Source organism: Paraburkholderia domus, assembly GCF_905220705.1.
GTDB classification, from domain to species: domain Bacteria; phylum Pseudomonadota; class Gammaproteobacteria; order Burkholderiales; family Burkholderiaceae; genus Paraburkholderia; species Paraburkholderia domus.
In genome coordinates this window covers 216,780-232,446 of sequence record NZ_CAJNAT010000004.1, presented here as the reverse complement: position 1 = coordinate 232,446, position 15,667 = coordinate 216,780, and the positions used below count along the sequence as shown (strand labels likewise).

The following is a 15,667-nucleotide window of genomic DNA, read 5'->3' as shown; positions in this document are numbered from 1 at the left end:
AGGCTCCTCTACGCCGCCCCGGCATGCAGGGCGGCGGCAATCAAACGAATCGGATCGGATCAGGCGAAAGAACTTCGTACGAGGCTGCACAGCGCCGCCTCGTACGTCAGCGGATCAATGCAGGAAGCCGGTTGAAATCCACGGCACTGCAGCGACGATGATCAAACCGACCATCAACGCGGCGATGTAGCCCAGAATCGGCTTCATGCCTTCGTCAGGATGAATGCGGCTCACCGCGCAAGCCGAGTAATAGCCCACACCAAACGGCGGGGCGAACAGACCCACGCCCATCGACAGGATCACCACCATCGCGTAGTGCACGTCGTGAATGCCCATCTGCCGCGCGATCGGAAACATCAGCGGCCCGAACAGCACGATCGCCGGAATGCCTTCGAGCACGCTGCCGAGAATCACGAACACGCAGATGGATGCGGCCATGAACATCGCCGCGCCGCCCGGCAAACCGCCGAGCGTCTGCGCAAGCTGTCCTGAGAAGCCGGATTGAGTCAGCGCCCACGCCATGCTCGTCGCCGCGCCGATGATGAGCAGAATCGCGCCCGACAAAGTCGCGGTATCGATCAGCATCGGCTTGAGCCGCTTCCACTCGAACCGGCGATAGATCAGCAAGCCCGCCAGCACGGCATACGCAATCCCGATCGTCGAAACTTCAGTCGCCGTTGCAATACCTTCGACCACCGCCGCGCGAATCACGAACGGCAACGCGAGCGCCGGCACCGCGATCACCAGCTTGCGCAAAATCTCGCCACGGCTCGCGCGTTTGACACCTGACAGGTCTTCGCGCCGGTAACGCCACTGCACCACCGCGCACAGCGTGATGGCGAGCACGATGCCCGGCAGCATGCCGCCGGTGAAGAGCGCCGAGATCGACACGCCGGTCACCGAGCCGAGCGTAATCAGCACGAGGCTCGGCGGAATTGTCTCGGTCTGCGCGCCGGTCGCGGCCAGCAGCGCGACCAGATCGCCCGGCTTCGCACCGCGCGCCTTCATCTCGGGAAACAACACGGGTGCGACCGCCGCCATGTCCGCGGCCTTCGAACCCGAGATGCCCGACACGAGATACATCGCGCCGACCAGCACATACGACAGCCCACCGCGCACGTGACCCAGCAGGCTCGCGAGAAACGCGATCATCGCGGCGGCCATGCCGGTCATCTCGATCAACTGACCGAGGAACACGAAGAGCGGCACCGAAAGCAGGATCAGATGCGACATGCCCTCATCCATCCGGCCGACCACCACCGGCATCGGCGTATTCGTGGTCAGCGCCAGGTAGCCGAAGGTGGCGAGCCCGAATGAGAAAGCAATCGGCACGCCGCTCAGCACACCGAGCGCCACCAGGCCGACAAAGAAGATCAACAGGTTGATATTGCCGAGATCGCGCAGCAACGGTCCCAGCGCAATGAAGATGCCGACCAGCGCGCCGACCGTTGCAATCCCAGCGAGCGTCAGGCGCCAGTCGCTCATGCGGGCGAGCCGCACCACGGCGACCAGCAGCATCAGCGCAGAACCGATCGGCAACGCCGCCGCGCGCCACGAGTTCGACAATTCGAGCGCCGGCGTGGTGATGAACGATTCGTCCTGTGCGAAGCTGATCGCCGGGCCGATCACCATCGCGAGGAACGCGACCGGCGCCGCGATCGCGACCACCTCGAGAAAGGTGCGCACGCCCGGCGGCGCCATGCCGACCAGCGCCGTCATCCGCATGTGCTCGCCGCGCCGTAAGGCGATCACGGCGCCGAGCATGGCGAGCCACAGGAACAGCATGGACGCAAGCTCATCGGACCAGACGAGGGGTGAATGCAGCACATAGCGGCTCGTCACGCCCGCCAGCAGCACGACGATTTCCGCGAGCACCAGCAGGGCGGCGGGAATCTCCACCAGATGGCCGAGGGCGGAATCGAGCGCACAGGCGAACCGATGCTGCCGCTCGTGCGAATAGGAGATCGAGATCATCGCATTACCCCAGTTTTCCGACGGACTTCTCCAGCAGCCCCCACGCCTCGTCGCCGTATTTGGCTTTCCAGTCGTGATAGAAGCTTGTCTTGGCCAGCGCGCCACGGAAAGCATCGCGATCGACGTCGATAAAGGTAATGCCTTTCTTCTTCAGGTCGTCGCGCAACGAGAGGCTGAGCTTGGCGATATCCGCGCGTTGCAGCATCGCGGCGTTTTCGAATTCACGCGTGACGATCGCGCGGATGTCCGCAGGCAGGCGCTCCCATGCGGCGCGATTGCCGAGAATCCAGTAACCGTCCCACACGTGCGACGTGAGGCTGATGTACTTCTGCACTTCATAGAGCTTGGCCGTCGCGATGATCGGCAGCGGGTTTTCCTGACCTTCCACCACGCCGGTTTGCAACGCCGAATACAACTCGTTGAAATTGATCGGCGAAGGGCCGGCGTCGAGCGCTTTGAAAAGCGAGGTCAGCATCGGCGCTTGCGGCACGCGGATCTTGAAGCCTTTCAGGTCAGCCGGCGCGCGCAACGCCCGGGTCGATGAACTGATCTGGCGGAAGCCGTTGTCCCACACCTTGCTCACCGAGACGAGGCCCGACTTGCCGATCTGCGCGCGAATGTAGTTGCCGAGATCGCCGTCCATCGCCTTCCAGACCGCGTCGTAGTCCTTGAAGGCGAAGCCGGTATTGACGATGCCCGCGGCGGGCGTCAGTGTCGCCAGAATCGACGAGGCCTGGTTGAAGAATTCGACGCCGCCATTGCGCACCTGCGACAGCAAATCCGTGTCGGAGCCGAGCTGATTCTGCGGAAAGAGCTTGATGTCGAGGCGGCCCTTGGTCGCTTCGCGGATGTGATTGATCGCCTCCTGAGCGCGGATGTTGACCGGATGCGTCGGGTCCTGGCCGGTTGCGAGCTTGTACGAAAACTCGGGGGCCGCCATCGCGCTGCGCGAGATGCTCCATAACGGCGCGGCGGCGGACATGGCCGCGCCGGCTTTCAGAAAGGTGCGGCGGCTGATGCCCTGCGGGGCGTTGGAACGGGTAGTCATGGTGTCTTCCTCCAATCCTGGATCGCGCGTCGTTATGGTTTTTCGAATCTGTTCCGCGGCGGCTGCACGTGTCACTCGCCGCGGTCGTCTGTTCTCTACTACAGCGTCTCTATCGCCGCCGGCCTCCCGCCAGACGGCCCGTCCTGTCAGACCGGCGTTAGCCGTGAATCAGCATGCCACCGTTCACATCGATCACCGCACCGGTGATATACGACGACAGGTTCGACGCAAGGAACAGGAACGCGCCGGCTACATCGTCGGGTACGCCCAGGCGGTTGAGCGGAATGCCAGCAAGAATTTCGCCGCGCTTGTCGTCGCTGATCTTGCCCGCGTTGATGTCGGTCTGGATCAGGCCCGGCGTCACGCAGTTCACGCGGATGCCGTCGTTGCCGAGCTCGCGTGCCATCGCCTTCGCAAGACCGAGCACGCCGGCCTTTGCCGCCGAGTAATGCGGGCCGCCGAGAATGCCGCCGCCGCGCTGCGCGGACACCGACGACATGCAGCCGATCGAGCCGCTCTTCTGTTTCTTCATCTGCGGGACGACCGCTTGCGACAGGTACAACACGCCGCGCAGGTTGACATCGAGGATACGGTCCCAGCCTTCCGGATCGATCTCGAGTAGTTTGGCAGCTTGAGTAATGCCGGCGTTGTTGATCAGGATGTCGACCGATCCGAAATCGGCGACCGTGCGTTCGACAGCCGCCTGGCAGGCGCCACGGTCAGTCACATTGCACGCGTAGCCACGATGCTCGGGCCCGATCGACGCCGCGGCTTCGACCGCGGCGGCTTCGTCCAGATCGAAGATAGCGATGCGCGCGCCGTGCGCGGCGAACATGCGGGCGGTCGCCATGCCGATGCCGCGTGGCGACGCGCCGCCGGAAATGACGGCGACCTTGCCGTCGAGTAGACGTGACTCTGACATGATGCGGATCTCCTGAATGTGAAGCTTATGGATTGCTACGTTGTTGGCTATCGGTAACTACGCCTGCGTGCATCGCTTATCGCAGCCAGCCTTTGATCGTGTCGCACATCGCCTCGGTGGAAATGCCGTAGCGGTCGTGCAAGGTCGGCAGCGCGCCGGCGTCGAGAAACGCATCGGGCAGGCCAATCTGACGGAACGGCGGCGTGACGCCATGGGTCAACAGCACGGCGGCCACCGCTTCGCCTAGCCCGCCGATCACCGTATGGTTCTCCGCCACCACCACGAGGCGGCCGGAACGGCGCGCTTCGCGCAATAGCGTGACGGTGTCGAGCGGCTTGATGGTCGGCACGTGCAGCACGCCCACGTCGACGCGATCGGCGGCCAGCGCCTTGGCTGTTTCCAGCGCGCGCATCGTCATGATCCCGGACGAGATGATCAGCACCTCGGCGCCGTCGCGCAGCAGCTTGGCTTTGCCGAGTTCGAACTGATAGTCGTATTCGTCGAGCACGACCGGCACGTTGCCGCGCAACAGCCGCGCATACACCGGCCCGCGATGGTCGGCGATGGCCGGCACCATCTGCTCGATTTCGATGGCGTCGCACGGATCGATCACCGTGAGATTCGGCATCGCGCGAAACAGCGCGAGGTCTTCGGCCGCCTGGTGGCTCGGGCCGTAGCCGGTCGTGAGGCCCGGCAAGGCACAGACGATCTTGACGTCGAGGTTGTCCTCGGCAATCGCCTGATGGATGAAGTCGTAAGCCCTGCGCGCGGCGAACACGGCGTACGTGGTGACGAACGGTTGCGCGCCTTCGTGCGCCATGCCGGCGGCGGCGCCCATCAGCAGTTGCTCGGCCATGCCCATCTGGTAATAGCGCTCGGGGTATTCCTTGGCGAACAGATGCAGGTCGGTGTATTTACCGAGGTCGGCGGTCATGCCGACCACTTCGGGGCGGTTGCGCGCCAGTTCGACCAATGCGTGTCCGAACGGGGCCGAGCGGGTTATTTGTCCTTCACTGGCGATTGACGCGATCATCGCCGATGTTTTCAGACGCGGTTTCGGTGCGGCGGCGCTCATACGTTTCTCCCGGCTTCCAGTGCCTGCAGCGCGAGTTGCCACTCGTGCGCATCGACGCGGATAAAGTGGTTCTTCTCGCGCGCTTCGAGGAATGGCACGCCACACCCCATCCGCGTATCGCAGACGATGATTCGCGGTTGCGCTTCCGGATGCGCGTGCGCCGCATCGAACGCGGCGACGACCGCAGCGAGATCGTTGCCATCCACGCGTTGCACAAACCAGCCGAACGCCTGGAGCTTCTCGACCAGCGGCTCGAACGCCATGACGCTCGACGACGGGCCGTCGGCCTGCTGGTTGTTGACGTCGACCATCGCGATCAGGTTGTCGAGCTTCCAGTGGGCGGCCGACATCAGCCCTTCCCAGATCGCGCCTTCATCGAGTTCGCCGTCGGAGAACAGCGTGTAGACGCGGGCGTCGGAGCCTTTGCGCTTCAGACCGAGGCAACGGCCGACGGCGATCGTCAGCCCCTGGCCAAGCGAGCCGCCGGACATCTCCATACCGGGCGTGTAGCTCGCCATACCGGACATCGGCAGACGGCTGTCGTCGCTGCCGTAGGTCTCCAGTTCTTCGTCGGCGATGATGCCGGCCTCGATCAGCGCGGCATACAACGCGATGGCGTAGTGGCCGTTCGATAGTAGAAAGCGGTCGCGGCCTTCCCATTCGGGGTCGTCGGCGCGATAGCGCATGGCGCGGAAGTAGGCGACGGCCAGGACATCGGCGATATCGAGCGCCTGACCGATATAGCCCTGCCCCTGCACTTCGCCCATGCGCAGCGCGTTGCGGCGGATCTGATAGGCGTGCTCCGCGAGCTTGGCATACGGCGCGGTTTCGCTGGTGGTCACTGTTCGTCTCCTGATGGGTCTTTTGCAGGGGCCGCCGTGATGCCGATCCCAGTGACTCAAGCGTAATCTCGTGCTCACACGCGCTCAAACGAATTAAGATGGCTCAATGGATGAATTGAATTCACCTTGATGCTGCCATGCACAATCGCGTCACTTTCAAGTCAATACAGGCATTCGAAGCCGCCGCGCGGCTCTCGTCGTTTGCGCTCGCAGCAGACGAACTGTTTGTCACGCCCTCCGCCGTCAGCCATCAAATCAAGCTGCTCGAAGAGCAATTGAGCATTCGTCTGTTCCATCGGCTGCACCGCACGGTGATCCTGACGGACTACGGGAGGCAATACGCTGAGGAAATCACCGCGGCGTTCTCGCGAATCGACGCGGCAACCCGCGAGATCGGGCGGGCCGCCAAGAGCGACATCCTCACGATTCATTGCACGCCGAGTTTTGCGACTCAATGGCTGATGCCGCGCATCGCGCGTTTCAGCGCGGCGAATCCGGATATCGATGTGCGTTTGAATGCGTCGTCAGAGGCGGTGAATCTGATCTCGGAAGCGGTCGATATCGACATTCGCTACGGTCCGAGAAAGCTGCAGCCGGCCGGCACGATGGTGCTCGAATTGCCGCCCGAAACGATCGTGCCGCTGTGTTCGCCGATGCTCATGGCTGGCGAGCATCCCCTGCACAGCGTCGCGGACTTGCAGCACCATCCGCTGATTCATAGCGAGGGGTGTCTGGTGGGCTGGCGTGACTGGATGCGCTTGCATCGCAAGACGCGGCTCGACATCGGACGCGGTCCGCGCTTCGATCGCTCGTTCATGTCGATCAGCGCGGCGGTCGACGGCTTGGGTGTCTGCCTTGAAAGCCTGCTTCTGGCGCAACGCGAACTGGAAACAGGCCGGCTGGTGGCGCCGTTCGGCTTCGAAGGACTCCCCGTGCACGGCTATACACTGAACCTGCTGAAATCCCGCGCCGAATTGCCGAAGCTGCGTAGCTTTCAGGATTGGCTGTTTGCCGAACTTGAGAAGTGAAGCTTGCGACGCCGAGCCGGGCGCCCCGCTTTTAAGATTTGCCTTTGAGGGTAAACGGAGCCAACAGTGACTGTACGTCGACCTGCTGCCCCTGGAGCAGAAGCAGCCTCGCGTGAAGTACCGTGTTCTCGAGAACAAGCTTGGCGGTGCTTAGCAGATAGAGCGCATGGATGTCGGAGACCGCCATGTTGCCTGCTTCGACCAGGTGGTGACGCTCGACAAGTGAACTCATGACAAGGCGCCTGAGTTCCTGTTCTCCAAAGGGAAGGTCCGCATAGTCGATCGGGTCGTCGGCTTCCACTTCCCGAAGCAACTCCACCAGCGTTTCCGTGCTTACGTCCATGTGCAGGCTCCACGTTGTCGTTTAAGACCAGCATAGCCAAACAGAATCCCCAGCACTTACAGCCTACCGCGTCTGCCCGAGGGAGTCCAGCCGGGGCTGGTCGACCCCTGACAACTCCGCAGCGTTCGAGCGTAAGCGCGGCAGTAGAATGCTGCCAGATACGGAGGGTCACCCTATGGCAACGATAACGAGTATCGACATTGAACAACTGCGCCCGCTGCAGGCAACGGTGGGCATGCTGGAAGTCGATGCAAAACGAAAACGCCTTCTGGCCATGGATGCAAAGTCTTTGAAAGACTTCCTGAAAGCCGCGCCGATTCCAACCGTCATTGGCAAGCGCGACCGACACTACGTCATCGACCACCACCACCTCGCGCGTGCGCTGTGGGACGGCGGCATCAAAAAAGCGTTCGCCGTGGTCGTGGATGACCTGTCGCGGTTGCCGGACGTGAAGTTCTGGGACACCGTGATCGACAAACGCTGGGTGCATCCCTACGATGAACGCGGCATCCTGCGAGCCATTTCCTCGATACCCGATGAGGTCTCCGCCCTCGCCGACGACCCGTACCGGAGCATCGCCGCGTTCGCGCGCGACGCAGGGGGCTATCTAAAAACGCCCGAACCTTTTGCCGAATTTCAGTGGGCGGATTTTTTTCGCACACGCATTCCGCTGTGGTCGAGCGATTCACAGTTCAAGGCAGCCGTCGAGCAGGCCGTCCACCTTGCGTGGAGCCCCGACGCCCGGACACTGCCGGGCTTCAAGTCACGACGCATGAAATAGCGTTGGGTTCACCCTCTGCGCGTCTTCTTCAACTCAATCGTTTCGAACAACTCATAGTTCTGCGTCGGCGTCTGGTCAGCCCCCGGCGCGTGATAGTAGTTCATCGTAATCGTGGTCTCGCCACCCGGATGTCCCGGATCATGATCGAACACCGCGATACCGTAGCCCGTCCCGGTGTCGCGTTGCGCCGACCAGACCGCATCTTCAACGGCATCCGCGCCAGCACGCACAAAAGTACCCGCGGTCGTCCCGGCAACCGGACGATTCGGCCGGGTGAAAATACGCGCCTGCGGCAAGCCGGTACCGATATCCGTCCCATACACGTCTAACGGCGCGCTGGTCCCGCCACCGCCGAGAATCAGGTGAATGGTGCCGTGACTCGTATCGAACGTCGACGCGCCCGACGACACCGCCGACATGACCGGCCGCGGCTGCATCGTATCGACCACCCGTCCCGTGGCGATATCGGTGCCCTTGTTGTGATTGCAGCCGCGCACGGGATAGCTGCGCTCGTAGTCATGGTCATGCCCGCACAACACCAGGTCGACGCCGTAGCGGTCGAACAGCGGCAGCCAGGCTTCGCGGATGCCTTTGTCGGAACCGTTACCGGTTTTGGACGAACTCAGCGCGTCCTGATGCATCTGCACGACGATCCAGTCGACCTCCTTGTCTTCCGCCGCCCGGCGCAAGGTCTTTTCGAGCCAGCGGGTCTGCTCGCCTTCGCTATATCCGCGCACATAGAGCGACGTGCCCGGTTGAATCGGCGAATTGCCCGTGCTCGCCACCGGCACCAGGGGGCTCGGGCCCGCGACGAACGCGGCCGCATCCTGATAGACCACGTCATCCGCATCGAGCGAAATGAAGAGCACCGAGCTCACGCGGAAGCTGTACCAGCGTCCCTGAAAGCGCGTGTGATTCTCGGGCAGCGTGTAGCGCGAGAGGTACGAGGCGAGGCCCTGTTCGCCGTTGTGAAATTCGAGTTCGTGATTGCCCGGACACGGCATCCACGGCCGGTTCGACGCCGAGGTCTGGCAGTTGTTGCCGAAATCGCGCCACACGTCCGGCTGGTGTGTCGGGTTCAGATTGGCATAGCAAAGGTCGCCATTCAGCAAGTGGAACAGCGGCTGAAATCGCTCGACGGCCTGAACCGCGAAACGGCTCTGCGGCGACGACAGGACCCAGCCGGTATTGGGCGTGGCCAGATCGCCGTAGCTCGTCCAGCGGAATGGCGCACGGCCGCGAGGCGCCGTGCGGAAGCTCGCGGTAAAGGGTTGAGCCGCGCTGCTGTCGTTGTCGGCGCTCACCTCGTACTCGTAACTCGTATCGGGCTTCAGACCACGCAGGCGCGCGTGATAGGTGAACACGACCTCGCCGTTGATGCCGTCGGTGTAGGTGCTTTGGACACCATGCACCGTCGCCCTCGCCTCGCCCGCGCTGCTCACGCGTACCTGCGGATTGACCGCCGGCGCCGGCGATGCCCACGATACGGTGACCTCGTTCGTCGGATCGTTGCCCCAGGTCAGATGGATCTGCTCCGGCGTACCGTCGGGCACGCTGTTCGCGGCCCGCGCCGCCGACGCGAGCGTGCCCGCGGCCGTCGCGAGACTGGACGCGCCGGCAAACTTCAGAAACCCGCGGCGCGAGACGATGGTCGCGCCCTGCTCAGTCAGCAAATCTTTGGCGATTTTTTTGTTCGACATGTCTGGTGTTTTTGTATGGGGGTGGAAGGTCGCCAACGCGAACGGCGGACGCACGGTTCTATGCGGGCCGCGAGTACCGTGCCGGACCAGGGCGCGACAGAAGTGATGGGGCATCCTAGTCGTGAAGCCATGACAGCCGGATGAAATGGCCGCAGTGAAAGACACCGCACAACCTCGCAAAAACCGCCATGGAGACCGAAATCGCAGGATCGCGAGGGGCTTGTCGGACACGCCGAAATCCCACGTTCGGCCGCCCAACTCATTAAGGGGCTGCATCGCCCACCCCGCTGGCGTGTAAACTGCTGACTTTTTTGACTCTGGTGGTATGGTGCAAGCCCCACAGCGCACAGCTTTCAGTGGCCCGGCGCTCATTCGCTTACTTGCTCGCCTGACGGACGTCGATGTTTCCGAATCCAGCCAATCGCTCTCGGACCGGCTAAGCCAGTGGCTCGGCTGGACCGACGCGATCGCGTTGTCCTCGGCGCTGAACAACAATCCGCCTGCCGGCGCCGCCGGCGCGCGCGCCTTCGGCGACGCTGAAGAGGGCGAGTGCGCCCGCGTGCGCACGTCGTTGGCGAATGCCATCGTCGGCGATAGCGTGTTTGCCGTCGCGAGGCGTCGTGGGCCCGCGTCGCACGTGCTCCCTCAAGGAGCCCCTGTGGATGCGCCGGTCGACTACGCGGTTTTTCGTCAGCGCTACCTGGCCATGCAACAGTCGATGGAGACGGGCATCGGCAATCTGCGTGGCCGCCTGCGGGGCATGTTGGCCGCCAGAACGCCCGCGATGGCCCGGCTCGCGGTGGTGGACGCCGTCATGGAGCGAGCGCTCAGCGAGCGCGAACGGAGCCTGCTGGCCGCCGTGCCCGGGTTGCTTGCAGGGCACTTCGAGCGTTTGCGCCAGGCGGAGCAACAGACGCTGGCCGACGCCGAAGCCTCGGAGGACGCCTCAACGGCTATGCCCGGCGCATGGCTGGACACGTTCCGCAAGGATATGCAGAGCGTGTTGCTTGCCGAACTGGATGTTCGTTTACAACCGGTCGAAGGGTTGCTCGCGGCCCTTCGCACCCGCTAACTGGGACACTATGTCCAGATATCTCAATCTTGTTGTCTTTCTGGTAGGTCTGGCCGCGGTGTGCTGGATCGGTGTTGGCTATGTCGGCTCGAACTCGCTGGCGCTGGCTGTCACGATGTTGATTGGCGCCTGCTACGTGGCGGGCGCGCTCGAACTGCAACGCTACGGCGAGGCCACTTCCACGCTGGCGCGCGCGGTCGCGGGCCTGTCCGAGCCGCCGCCCAGCCTGGGCGCCTGGCTTGGCCCGTTGCATCCCAGCCTGCGCAATGCGGTGCGCCTGCGCGTCGAGGGTGAGCGTGTGGCCATGCCCGGCCCGGCGCTGACGCCGTATCTGGTCGGCTTGCTCGTGTTGCTGGGCATGCTCGGCACGCTCCTCGGCATGGTGGCGACCCTGCGTGGCACCGGCATGGCGCTGGAAAGCGCGACGGACTTGCAGGCTATCCGCGCGTCGCTCGCCGCACCGGTCAAGGGACTGGGCTTCGCGTTCGGCACTTCGATTGCGGGCGTCGCCACATCCGCGATGCTGGGGCTGCTTTCGGCGTTGTGCCGCCGCGAGCGGATCCATGCCGCGCAGATGCTCGACGTGAACATCGCGACGACTTTGCGCATCTACTCGCAGACCCATCAGCGCGAGGAAAGCTTCAAGCTCCTGCAGCGGCAAGCCGAGGTGATGCCCACGCTGGTCGATCGTCTGCAGACGATGATGGCGGCCATCGAGCAACAGAGCCTCGCCTTGAACGAGCGGCAGATTGCGAGCCAGGAGGCCTTCCACGGTAAGGCCGAGGCCGCGTACACGCGCCTCGCGTCGTCCGTTGAACAATCGTTGAAGGAGAGCGTCGCTGAAAGCACCCGCGCCGCCAGCGCGGCACTGCAGCCGGTCATGGCGGCCACGATGGCGGGTCTCGCCCGCGAGACCGCCTCGCTGCACGACACCGTCACACACGCCGTGCAGCGGCAACTGGACGGGCTCACAAGCGGATTCGAGGCGACCACCACCACGGTTGCGGACATCTGGAACAAGGCACTTGAGGGACACCAGCGATCGAGCGAGGCGCTCACTCAGCACCTGAGCACGTCGCTGGATCGATTCACCGAGACCTTCGAGCAACGCTCGGCCGGTCTGCTGGAAGGCGTCTCCGCGCGCATGGAAAGCACGGCGGGCAGCGTGTCGGCAGCATGGAACGAAGCGCTGTCACGGCAGGAACACGTCAGCGAGAAGCTCGCCGGCCACAATCAGCAAGCCTTGGCGGCGGCAGCAGCGACCTTCGAACAGCACTCGGCGTCGCTGCTACGCACGGTGGGACAGTCGCATACGAACTTGCAGACGGAATTGGCCTCGCGAGACGAGCAACGGCTCGCGACCTGGACCGAGACGCTCGGTTCGATGGCCGCTACGTTGAGCAAGGAGTGGGAGCAAGCGGGTACGCGCACGGCAAGCCGGCAGCAGGAGATCTGCGACGTGCTGGCGCAAACCGCGCGCGACATCTCGGCCCAGACGCAGGCGCACGCGAGCAATACGATCGCCGAGATCGCCCAACTCGTGCAAGCCGCGTCAGAAGCCCCCAAGGCTGCGGCGGAAGTGGTCGCCGAACTGCGTCAGAAGCTCTCCGACAGCATGGTCCGCGACACCGCAATGCTGGAGGAACGCAGCCGTCTGCTGGCAACGCTCGAAACCCTGCTCGATGCCGTGAACCATGCCTCCACCGAGCAGCGCTCCGCCGTCGACGCACTGGTCGCCACGTCAGCGGATCTGCTGGATCGTGTCGGCACCCGTTTCACCGATAAGGTCGAACTCGAGACCGGGAAGCTGGGTGCGATAGCCGCGCAGGTTACCGGCAGCGCCGTCGAAGTGGCGAGCCTGGGCGACGCATTCGGCGCGGCCGTCCAGTCGTTCGGCGAGTCGAACACCACGCTGGTCGCGCATCTGCAGCGTATCGAAGCCGCGCTGGACAAGTCCCTCGCCCGCAGTGACGAGCAGCTGGCCTATTACGTCGCCCAGGCGAGAGAAGTCATCGACCTGAGCATGATGTCGCAGAAGCAGATCGTCGAAGACCTGCAACAGCTTGCGGGCAAGCGGGCGTCCGTGGGAGCTGAAGCGGCATGAGCGAGGAAATCGACGGCGGCGTGGAGACCGCGGCGCCCATATGGCCCGTCTTCGGCGACCTGATGTCGGTGCTGCTGGGCGCCTTCGTGCTGATCCTGGTGGGCGTCATCGGCGTGCAACTGGAACTCTCGACCAGGCTGGAGCAAGAGGTCAAGCAGCGTCAGCTGGAAACGCAGCGCCGCAAAACCCTGGAGCAGGCGCTGGCAGGACCGCTGGCAGCGGGCCGGGTGACGCTGGTCAACGGACGCATCGGCATCAACGGCAGCGTGTTGTTCGCGCTGAACTCCGATCAATTGCAGCCCGAAGGCCGGGACATATTGAAGAGTCTGGCGGGGCCGCTGTCCGCTTACCTGCGGGCCAACGACGAGATCCTGATGGTGAGCGGCTTTACCGATGACCGGCAGGTGCGGGAGGCTAACCGCCGCTTTGCCGACAACTGGGAGCTGTCGGCCCAGCGCGCGTTGACGGTGACCCGTGCGTTGATCGATGAAGGCGTTCCCGCCTCGTCCGTATTTGCGGCCGCGTTCGGCTCCCAGCAGCCTGTCAGCTCGAATGCCGACGACCAGGGCCGGGCCAAAAACCGGCGCGTGGAAATAGCGCCGGTCCCGAGGCCTTCGAGCGCAACGGTGAAGCCCCGTGAGTAGCGTGCATGACGCAAGCAGTGGCGCTAGCGGAGTGACAGACGGCGCCCGGGCAACGCTCGACGCATGGCGCGAACGCGGCGCCGATCGCCTGGATCCCATCCGCTTTCATTTCATCGAGGCGTTGGATCGGCGGGCAGCTGGCCACAGCGGCGAGGCACGGCGTCTCCTGGACGACAGGCTGTCCAAACTGATCGAGGCCTATGCCGGCGATCTTGAGCGCGCTGAATTCAAGGCTGCCGATGCTGGCACTGGCACCGCGGCGTCATCCGGCGAACCCACTCGCGGGGCGCTGGCTGAATTGATCGACTACATCGCCAGCGATGCGCCGGCAAACGGAACCGGCCCCGCCGCGGGCAACGCCACGCCCCGGCGTCCCGCTTATCCGGAACTGGAAGTGCTGGATTACTTCAGGGAGACTTGGTCCAAGGTCCGCTCCGAGAAACAGTTGCGGCAGTCGCTGAAGAAAGCGCCGGGTAATGCCGGGCCGCTCAACTCAAGCAGCCTGGTGCATCGGTCGCTCTCGCTGATGCGCGAACTGTCGCCTGGGTATCTCCAGCAGTTCCTGTCGTACGTCGACGCTTTGTCGTGGATGGAGCAGATGAACGGTAGCGGTGCGCTACCGGCTAAAGAGACGCCTCCTCGCGCCGCGAGTGCCAGGAAGAGTGTCCGGAGCAAACCACGTTAGCGCGAGCGCAGGTGCCGTCTCGTCCGCTGGCTGACCATCGTCATGTTTGATCCGAAGTCCACTTCACGAATGCAGCACCGACTTCCCGCAACACGGCCTCCCGAGCGGGCATGCCAAGCGCCGGGGCATCGTAATAGGCGGCGATGACAAGCGGAGCGCGTCCTGGTGGGCGCACGATTGCATAGTCGTTGGTTTCTTCTTCTACGCTTGTTCCGGGCCTGTCACCCGCTATCCAGTCCGGCGGTAAAGCAGCGCGGAGCCGGTTTAGACCCGGCGTGCAGGCGACCATCCAGTTTTCCAGTTGCGTACGCGATTGGGGACTCAGAACATTCCCCAAGAGAATCTTGCTTGCCGACTTCGTGATCGAACGAGGCGTGGTGGTATCGAGCACACCGCTATATTTGTTCGACTCGGGTTCGTACCGGTCAAAGCGAGTCACCGTATCGCCGAGACCGCGCACGAATTGAGTCAGACCGGCAGGACCACCAGCGCCTCTCATCAACAACACTGCCGCCGTGTTGTCGCTCACTTCGACGATGGCCTGGCACAACGCGCCGACCGACATCGCGCCTTCCGCGACATGTGCCTTCGTCACAGGGGACGTGAAGATCAGGTCTTTCTCGGTGTATGACACACGGCGGGCAAGATCCTCCTTGCCGGCATCCACGCGGGATAGCACCTGCGCGGCGAGCAGTCCTTTAAAAGTGCTGCACATCAGAAAGCGCTCGTCAGCGCGATGAGCCAAGGTTCGGCCTGAACCAGTATCGATAGCGAACACACCAAGGCGTCCGCCATTGCGACGTTCGATGTCGGCCAGCGAGGATGCGCTTGCGGCCAGTGTGGGGGTAGCGCCAAGGCTGAGCAGCAGGGGCAACCCGAGCGTCAAACTCCGGCGTTTTGCAGAGATGGTCAAAGAATCGTCCTCAAATTCATTCGCTAACGAGGACCGCGCGATGGAGGGCCGAGGTCAGGAAGATCGTGCTGCTATCCGACATCCCGCCGACCGGTTTCCATGATTGCGTTGCGGCAGATGTCGGTCCCGACTCACCATAAAAAACGGGCCAGTCCTGCAAAGGACTGGCCCGCTCACCGCGCAACAATCACGTCTGAGGATTCGTATCGTCTGTGGCTTGAGCATTGTCGGCGTCGTCCTGCTTCTCGCCGTCTTTCTTCTCGACCAACGACTCCAATGCACCGGCGCCTTCAAAGCCCGCAATCGCGGCAACGCCCTTCGTTAGCAGGCCTGCTTCCGGATCGACTTTTTCCGCCGCCTCAACGGCTGCTACTGCCCCAGCGATCTTGCCTACTTCGTCCAAGAGTCCCATTTCGCCCTCCGCGAGAAAAAGTGAATTGCCATCCTCTCACGAACTTGACGCCTTGTCGCCAAATGTAAAACTGATTTACCAGTTTGCGCCCACTCCGAAATGACAATGAAAGAAATGTCGGATC

The 15,667-nt window shown here is 63.4% G+C and carries 15 protein-coding genes; 6 read left to right on the top strand and 9 right to left on the bottom strand.

Annotated elements, in window-relative coordinates; genetic code table 11:
• Nucleotides 1–114 precede the first annotated feature (114 nt).
• The 5 genes from KHO31_RS11280 to KHO31_RS11260 all read right to left on the bottom strand — a co-directional run bounded on the left by KHO31_RS11280 (nucleotide 115) and on the right by KHO31_RS11260 (nucleotide 5,861).
• The gene (locus tag KHO31_RS11280; RefSeq protein WP_211623333.1) at nucleotides 115–1,974 is read right to left on the bottom strand and encodes a TRAP transporter large permease; all 1,860 of its coding nucleotides are present in this window, start codon (nucleotides 1,972–1,974) and stop codon (nucleotides 115–117) included.
• Nucleotides 1,975–1,978: 4 nt separating this feature from the next.
• A complete protein-coding gene (locus tag KHO31_RS11275; RefSeq protein ID WP_201074613.1) occupies nucleotides 1,979–3,022 on the bottom strand; it encodes a TRAP transporter substrate-binding protein in 1,044 nt (347 codons plus the stop codon).
• A 157-nt stretch (nucleotides 3,023–3,179) separates the two neighbouring features.
• On the bottom strand, nucleotides 3,180–3,944 hold the full coding sequence (locus tag KHO31_RS11270) for an SDR family NAD(P)-dependent oxidoreductase (protein WP_201074612.1): 765 nt from the start codon (nucleotides 3,942–3,944) through the stop codon (nucleotides 3,180–3,182).
• 76 nt (nucleotides 3,945–4,020) lie between these two features.
• Nucleotides 4,021–5,019: a transketolase family protein gene (locus KHO31_RS11265; protein WP_201074611.1), complete on the bottom strand. Its 999-nt coding sequence runs from the start codon at nucleotides 5,017–5,019 to the stop codon at nucleotides 4,021–4,023.
• A complete protein-coding gene (locus KHO31_RS11260; RefSeq protein WP_201074610.1) occupies nucleotides 5,016–5,861 on the bottom strand; it encodes a transketolase in 846 nt (281 codons plus the stop codon). Before KHO31_RS11260 ends, KHO31_RS11265 begins: the two co-directional genes overlap by 4 nt.
• A 137-nt stretch (nucleotides 5,862–5,998) precedes the next feature.
• Between KHO31_RS11260 and gcvA the strand changes: the two genes are divergently transcribed.
• Nucleotides 5,999–6,889 (top strand): transcriptional regulator GcvA, encoded by an 891-nt coding sequence (gcvA, locus tag KHO31_RS11255; RefSeq protein ID WP_201074608.1) that lies wholly within the window; start codon nucleotides 5,999–6,001, stop codon nucleotides 6,887–6,889.
• 31 nt (nucleotides 6,890–6,920) lie between these two features.
• Here the strand turns inward: gcvA and KHO31_RS11250 are convergent, their stop codons facing one another.
• Complete coding sequence (locus tag KHO31_RS11250; RefSeq protein WP_201074606.1) at nucleotides 6,921–7,232, bottom strand: hypothetical protein; 312 nt, start codon at nucleotides 7,230–7,232, stop codon at nucleotides 6,921–6,923.
• Nucleotides 7,233–7,380: 148 nt separating this feature from the next.
• Here KHO31_RS11250 and KHO31_RS11245 point away from each other — a divergent pair, with 148 nt between their 5' ends.
• Entirely contained in the window at nucleotides 7,381–8,013 is a 633-nt protein-coding gene (locus KHO31_RS11245; RefSeq protein ID WP_201074604.1) for a ParB-like protein, read from the top strand.
• An 8-nt stretch (nucleotides 8,014–8,021) separates the two neighbouring features.
• Here KHO31_RS11245 and KHO31_RS11240 read toward each other — a convergent pair whose 3' ends face one another.
• The gene (locus KHO31_RS11240; RefSeq protein WP_211623331.1) at nucleotides 8,022–9,713 is read right to left on the bottom strand and encodes a fibronectin type III domain-containing protein; all 1,692 of its coding nucleotides are present in this window, start codon (nucleotides 9,711–9,713) and stop codon (nucleotides 8,022–8,024) included.
• 325 nt (nucleotides 9,714–10,038) lie between these two features.
• Between KHO31_RS11240 and KHO31_RS11235 the strand changes: the two genes are divergently transcribed.
• Genes KHO31_RS11235 through KHO31_RS11220 form a run of 4 tightly spaced genes read left to right on the top strand, consistent with a single transcriptional unit; the run spans nucleotide 10,039 to nucleotide 14,218 of the window.
• Nucleotides 10,039–10,785, top strand: coding sequence for a DUF3348 domain-containing protein (locus KHO31_RS11235; RefSeq protein ID WP_211623329.1), 747 nt, complete (start codon nucleotides 10,039–10,041; stop codon nucleotides 10,783–10,785).
• A 10-nt stretch (nucleotides 10,786–10,795) separates the two neighbouring features.
• Entirely contained in the window at nucleotides 10,796–12,889 is a 2,094-nt protein-coding gene (locus KHO31_RS11230) for a DUF802 domain-containing protein (RefSeq protein WP_211623327.1), read from the top strand.
• Nucleotides 12,886–13,533, top strand: coding sequence for an OmpA family protein (locus KHO31_RS11225; RefSeq protein ID WP_201074597.1), 648 nt, complete (start codon nucleotides 12,886–12,888; stop codon nucleotides 13,531–13,533). Before KHO31_RS11230 ends, KHO31_RS11225 begins: the two co-directional genes overlap by 4 nt.
• Entirely contained in the window at nucleotides 13,526–14,218 is a 693-nt protein-coding gene (locus KHO31_RS11220; protein WP_236071185.1) for a DUF2894 domain-containing protein, read from the top strand. The genes KHO31_RS11225 and KHO31_RS11220 overlap by 8 nt, the downstream gene beginning before the upstream one ends.
• Before the next feature lie 40 nt (nucleotides 14,219–14,258).
• Here KHO31_RS11220 and bla read toward each other — a convergent pair whose 3' ends face one another.
• Nucleotides 14,259–15,092 carry a class A beta-lactamase gene (bla, locus tag KHO31_RS11215; protein WP_236071210.1) on the bottom strand — a complete coding sequence of 278 codons (834 nt, stop codon included), beginning with the start codon at nucleotides 15,090–15,092 and terminating at the stop codon, nucleotides 14,259–14,261.
• A gap of 226 nt (nucleotides 15,093–15,318) precedes the next feature.
• A complete protein-coding gene (locus KHO31_RS11210) occupies nucleotides 15,319–15,543 on the bottom strand; it encodes a hypothetical protein (RefSeq protein ID WP_201074593.1) in 225 nt (74 codons plus the stop codon).
• Nucleotides 15,544–15,667 lie beyond the last annotated feature (124 nt).

Bases quoted from the DNA above. Each gene is read 5' to 3' on its own strand.
- KHO31_RS11280 (WP_211623333.1), bottom strand. From the start codon at position 1,974: ATGATCTCGATCTCCTATTCGCACGAGCGGCAGCATCGGTTCGCCTGT.
- KHO31_RS11275 (WP_201074613.1), bottom strand. From the start codon at position 3,022: ATGACTACCCGTTCCAACGCCCCGCAGGGCATCAGCCGCCGCACCTTT.
- KHO31_RS11270 (WP_201074612.1), bottom strand. From the start codon at position 3,944: ATGTCAGAGTCACGTCTACTCGACGGCAAGGTCGCCGTCATTTCCGGC.
- KHO31_RS11265 (WP_201074611.1), bottom strand. From the start codon at position 5,019: ATGAGCGCCGCCGCACCGAAACCGCGTCTGAAAACATCGGCGATGATC.
- gcvA (WP_201074608.1), top strand. From the start codon at position 5,999: ATGCACAATCGCGTCACTTTCAAGTCAATACAGGCATTCGAAGCCGCC.
- KHO31_RS11250 (WP_201074606.1), bottom strand. From the start codon at position 7,232: ATGGACGTAAGCACGGAAACGCTGGTGGAGTTGCTTCGGGAAGTGGAA.
- KHO31_RS11245 (WP_201074604.1), top strand. From the start codon at position 7,381: ATGCTGCCAGATACGGAGGGTCACCCTATGGCAACGATAACGAGTATC.
- KHO31_RS11240 (WP_211623331.1), bottom strand. From the start codon at position 9,713: ATGTCGAACAAAAAAATCGCCAAAGATTTGCTGACTGAGCAGGGCGCG.
- KHO31_RS11235 (WP_211623329.1), top strand. From the start codon at position 10,039: ATGGTGCAAGCCCCACAGCGCACAGCTTTCAGTGGCCCGGCGCTCATT.
- KHO31_RS11230 (WP_211623327.1), top strand. From the start codon at position 10,796: ATGTCCAGATATCTCAATCTTGTTGTCTTTCTGGTAGGTCTGGCCGCG.
- KHO31_RS11225 (WP_201074597.1), top strand. From the start codon at position 12,886: ATGAGCGAGGAAATCGACGGCGGCGTGGAGACCGCGGCGCCCATATGG.
- KHO31_RS11210 (WP_201074593.1), bottom strand. From the start codon at position 15,543: ATGGGACTCTTGGACGAAGTAGGCAAGATCGCTGGGGCAGTAGCAGCC.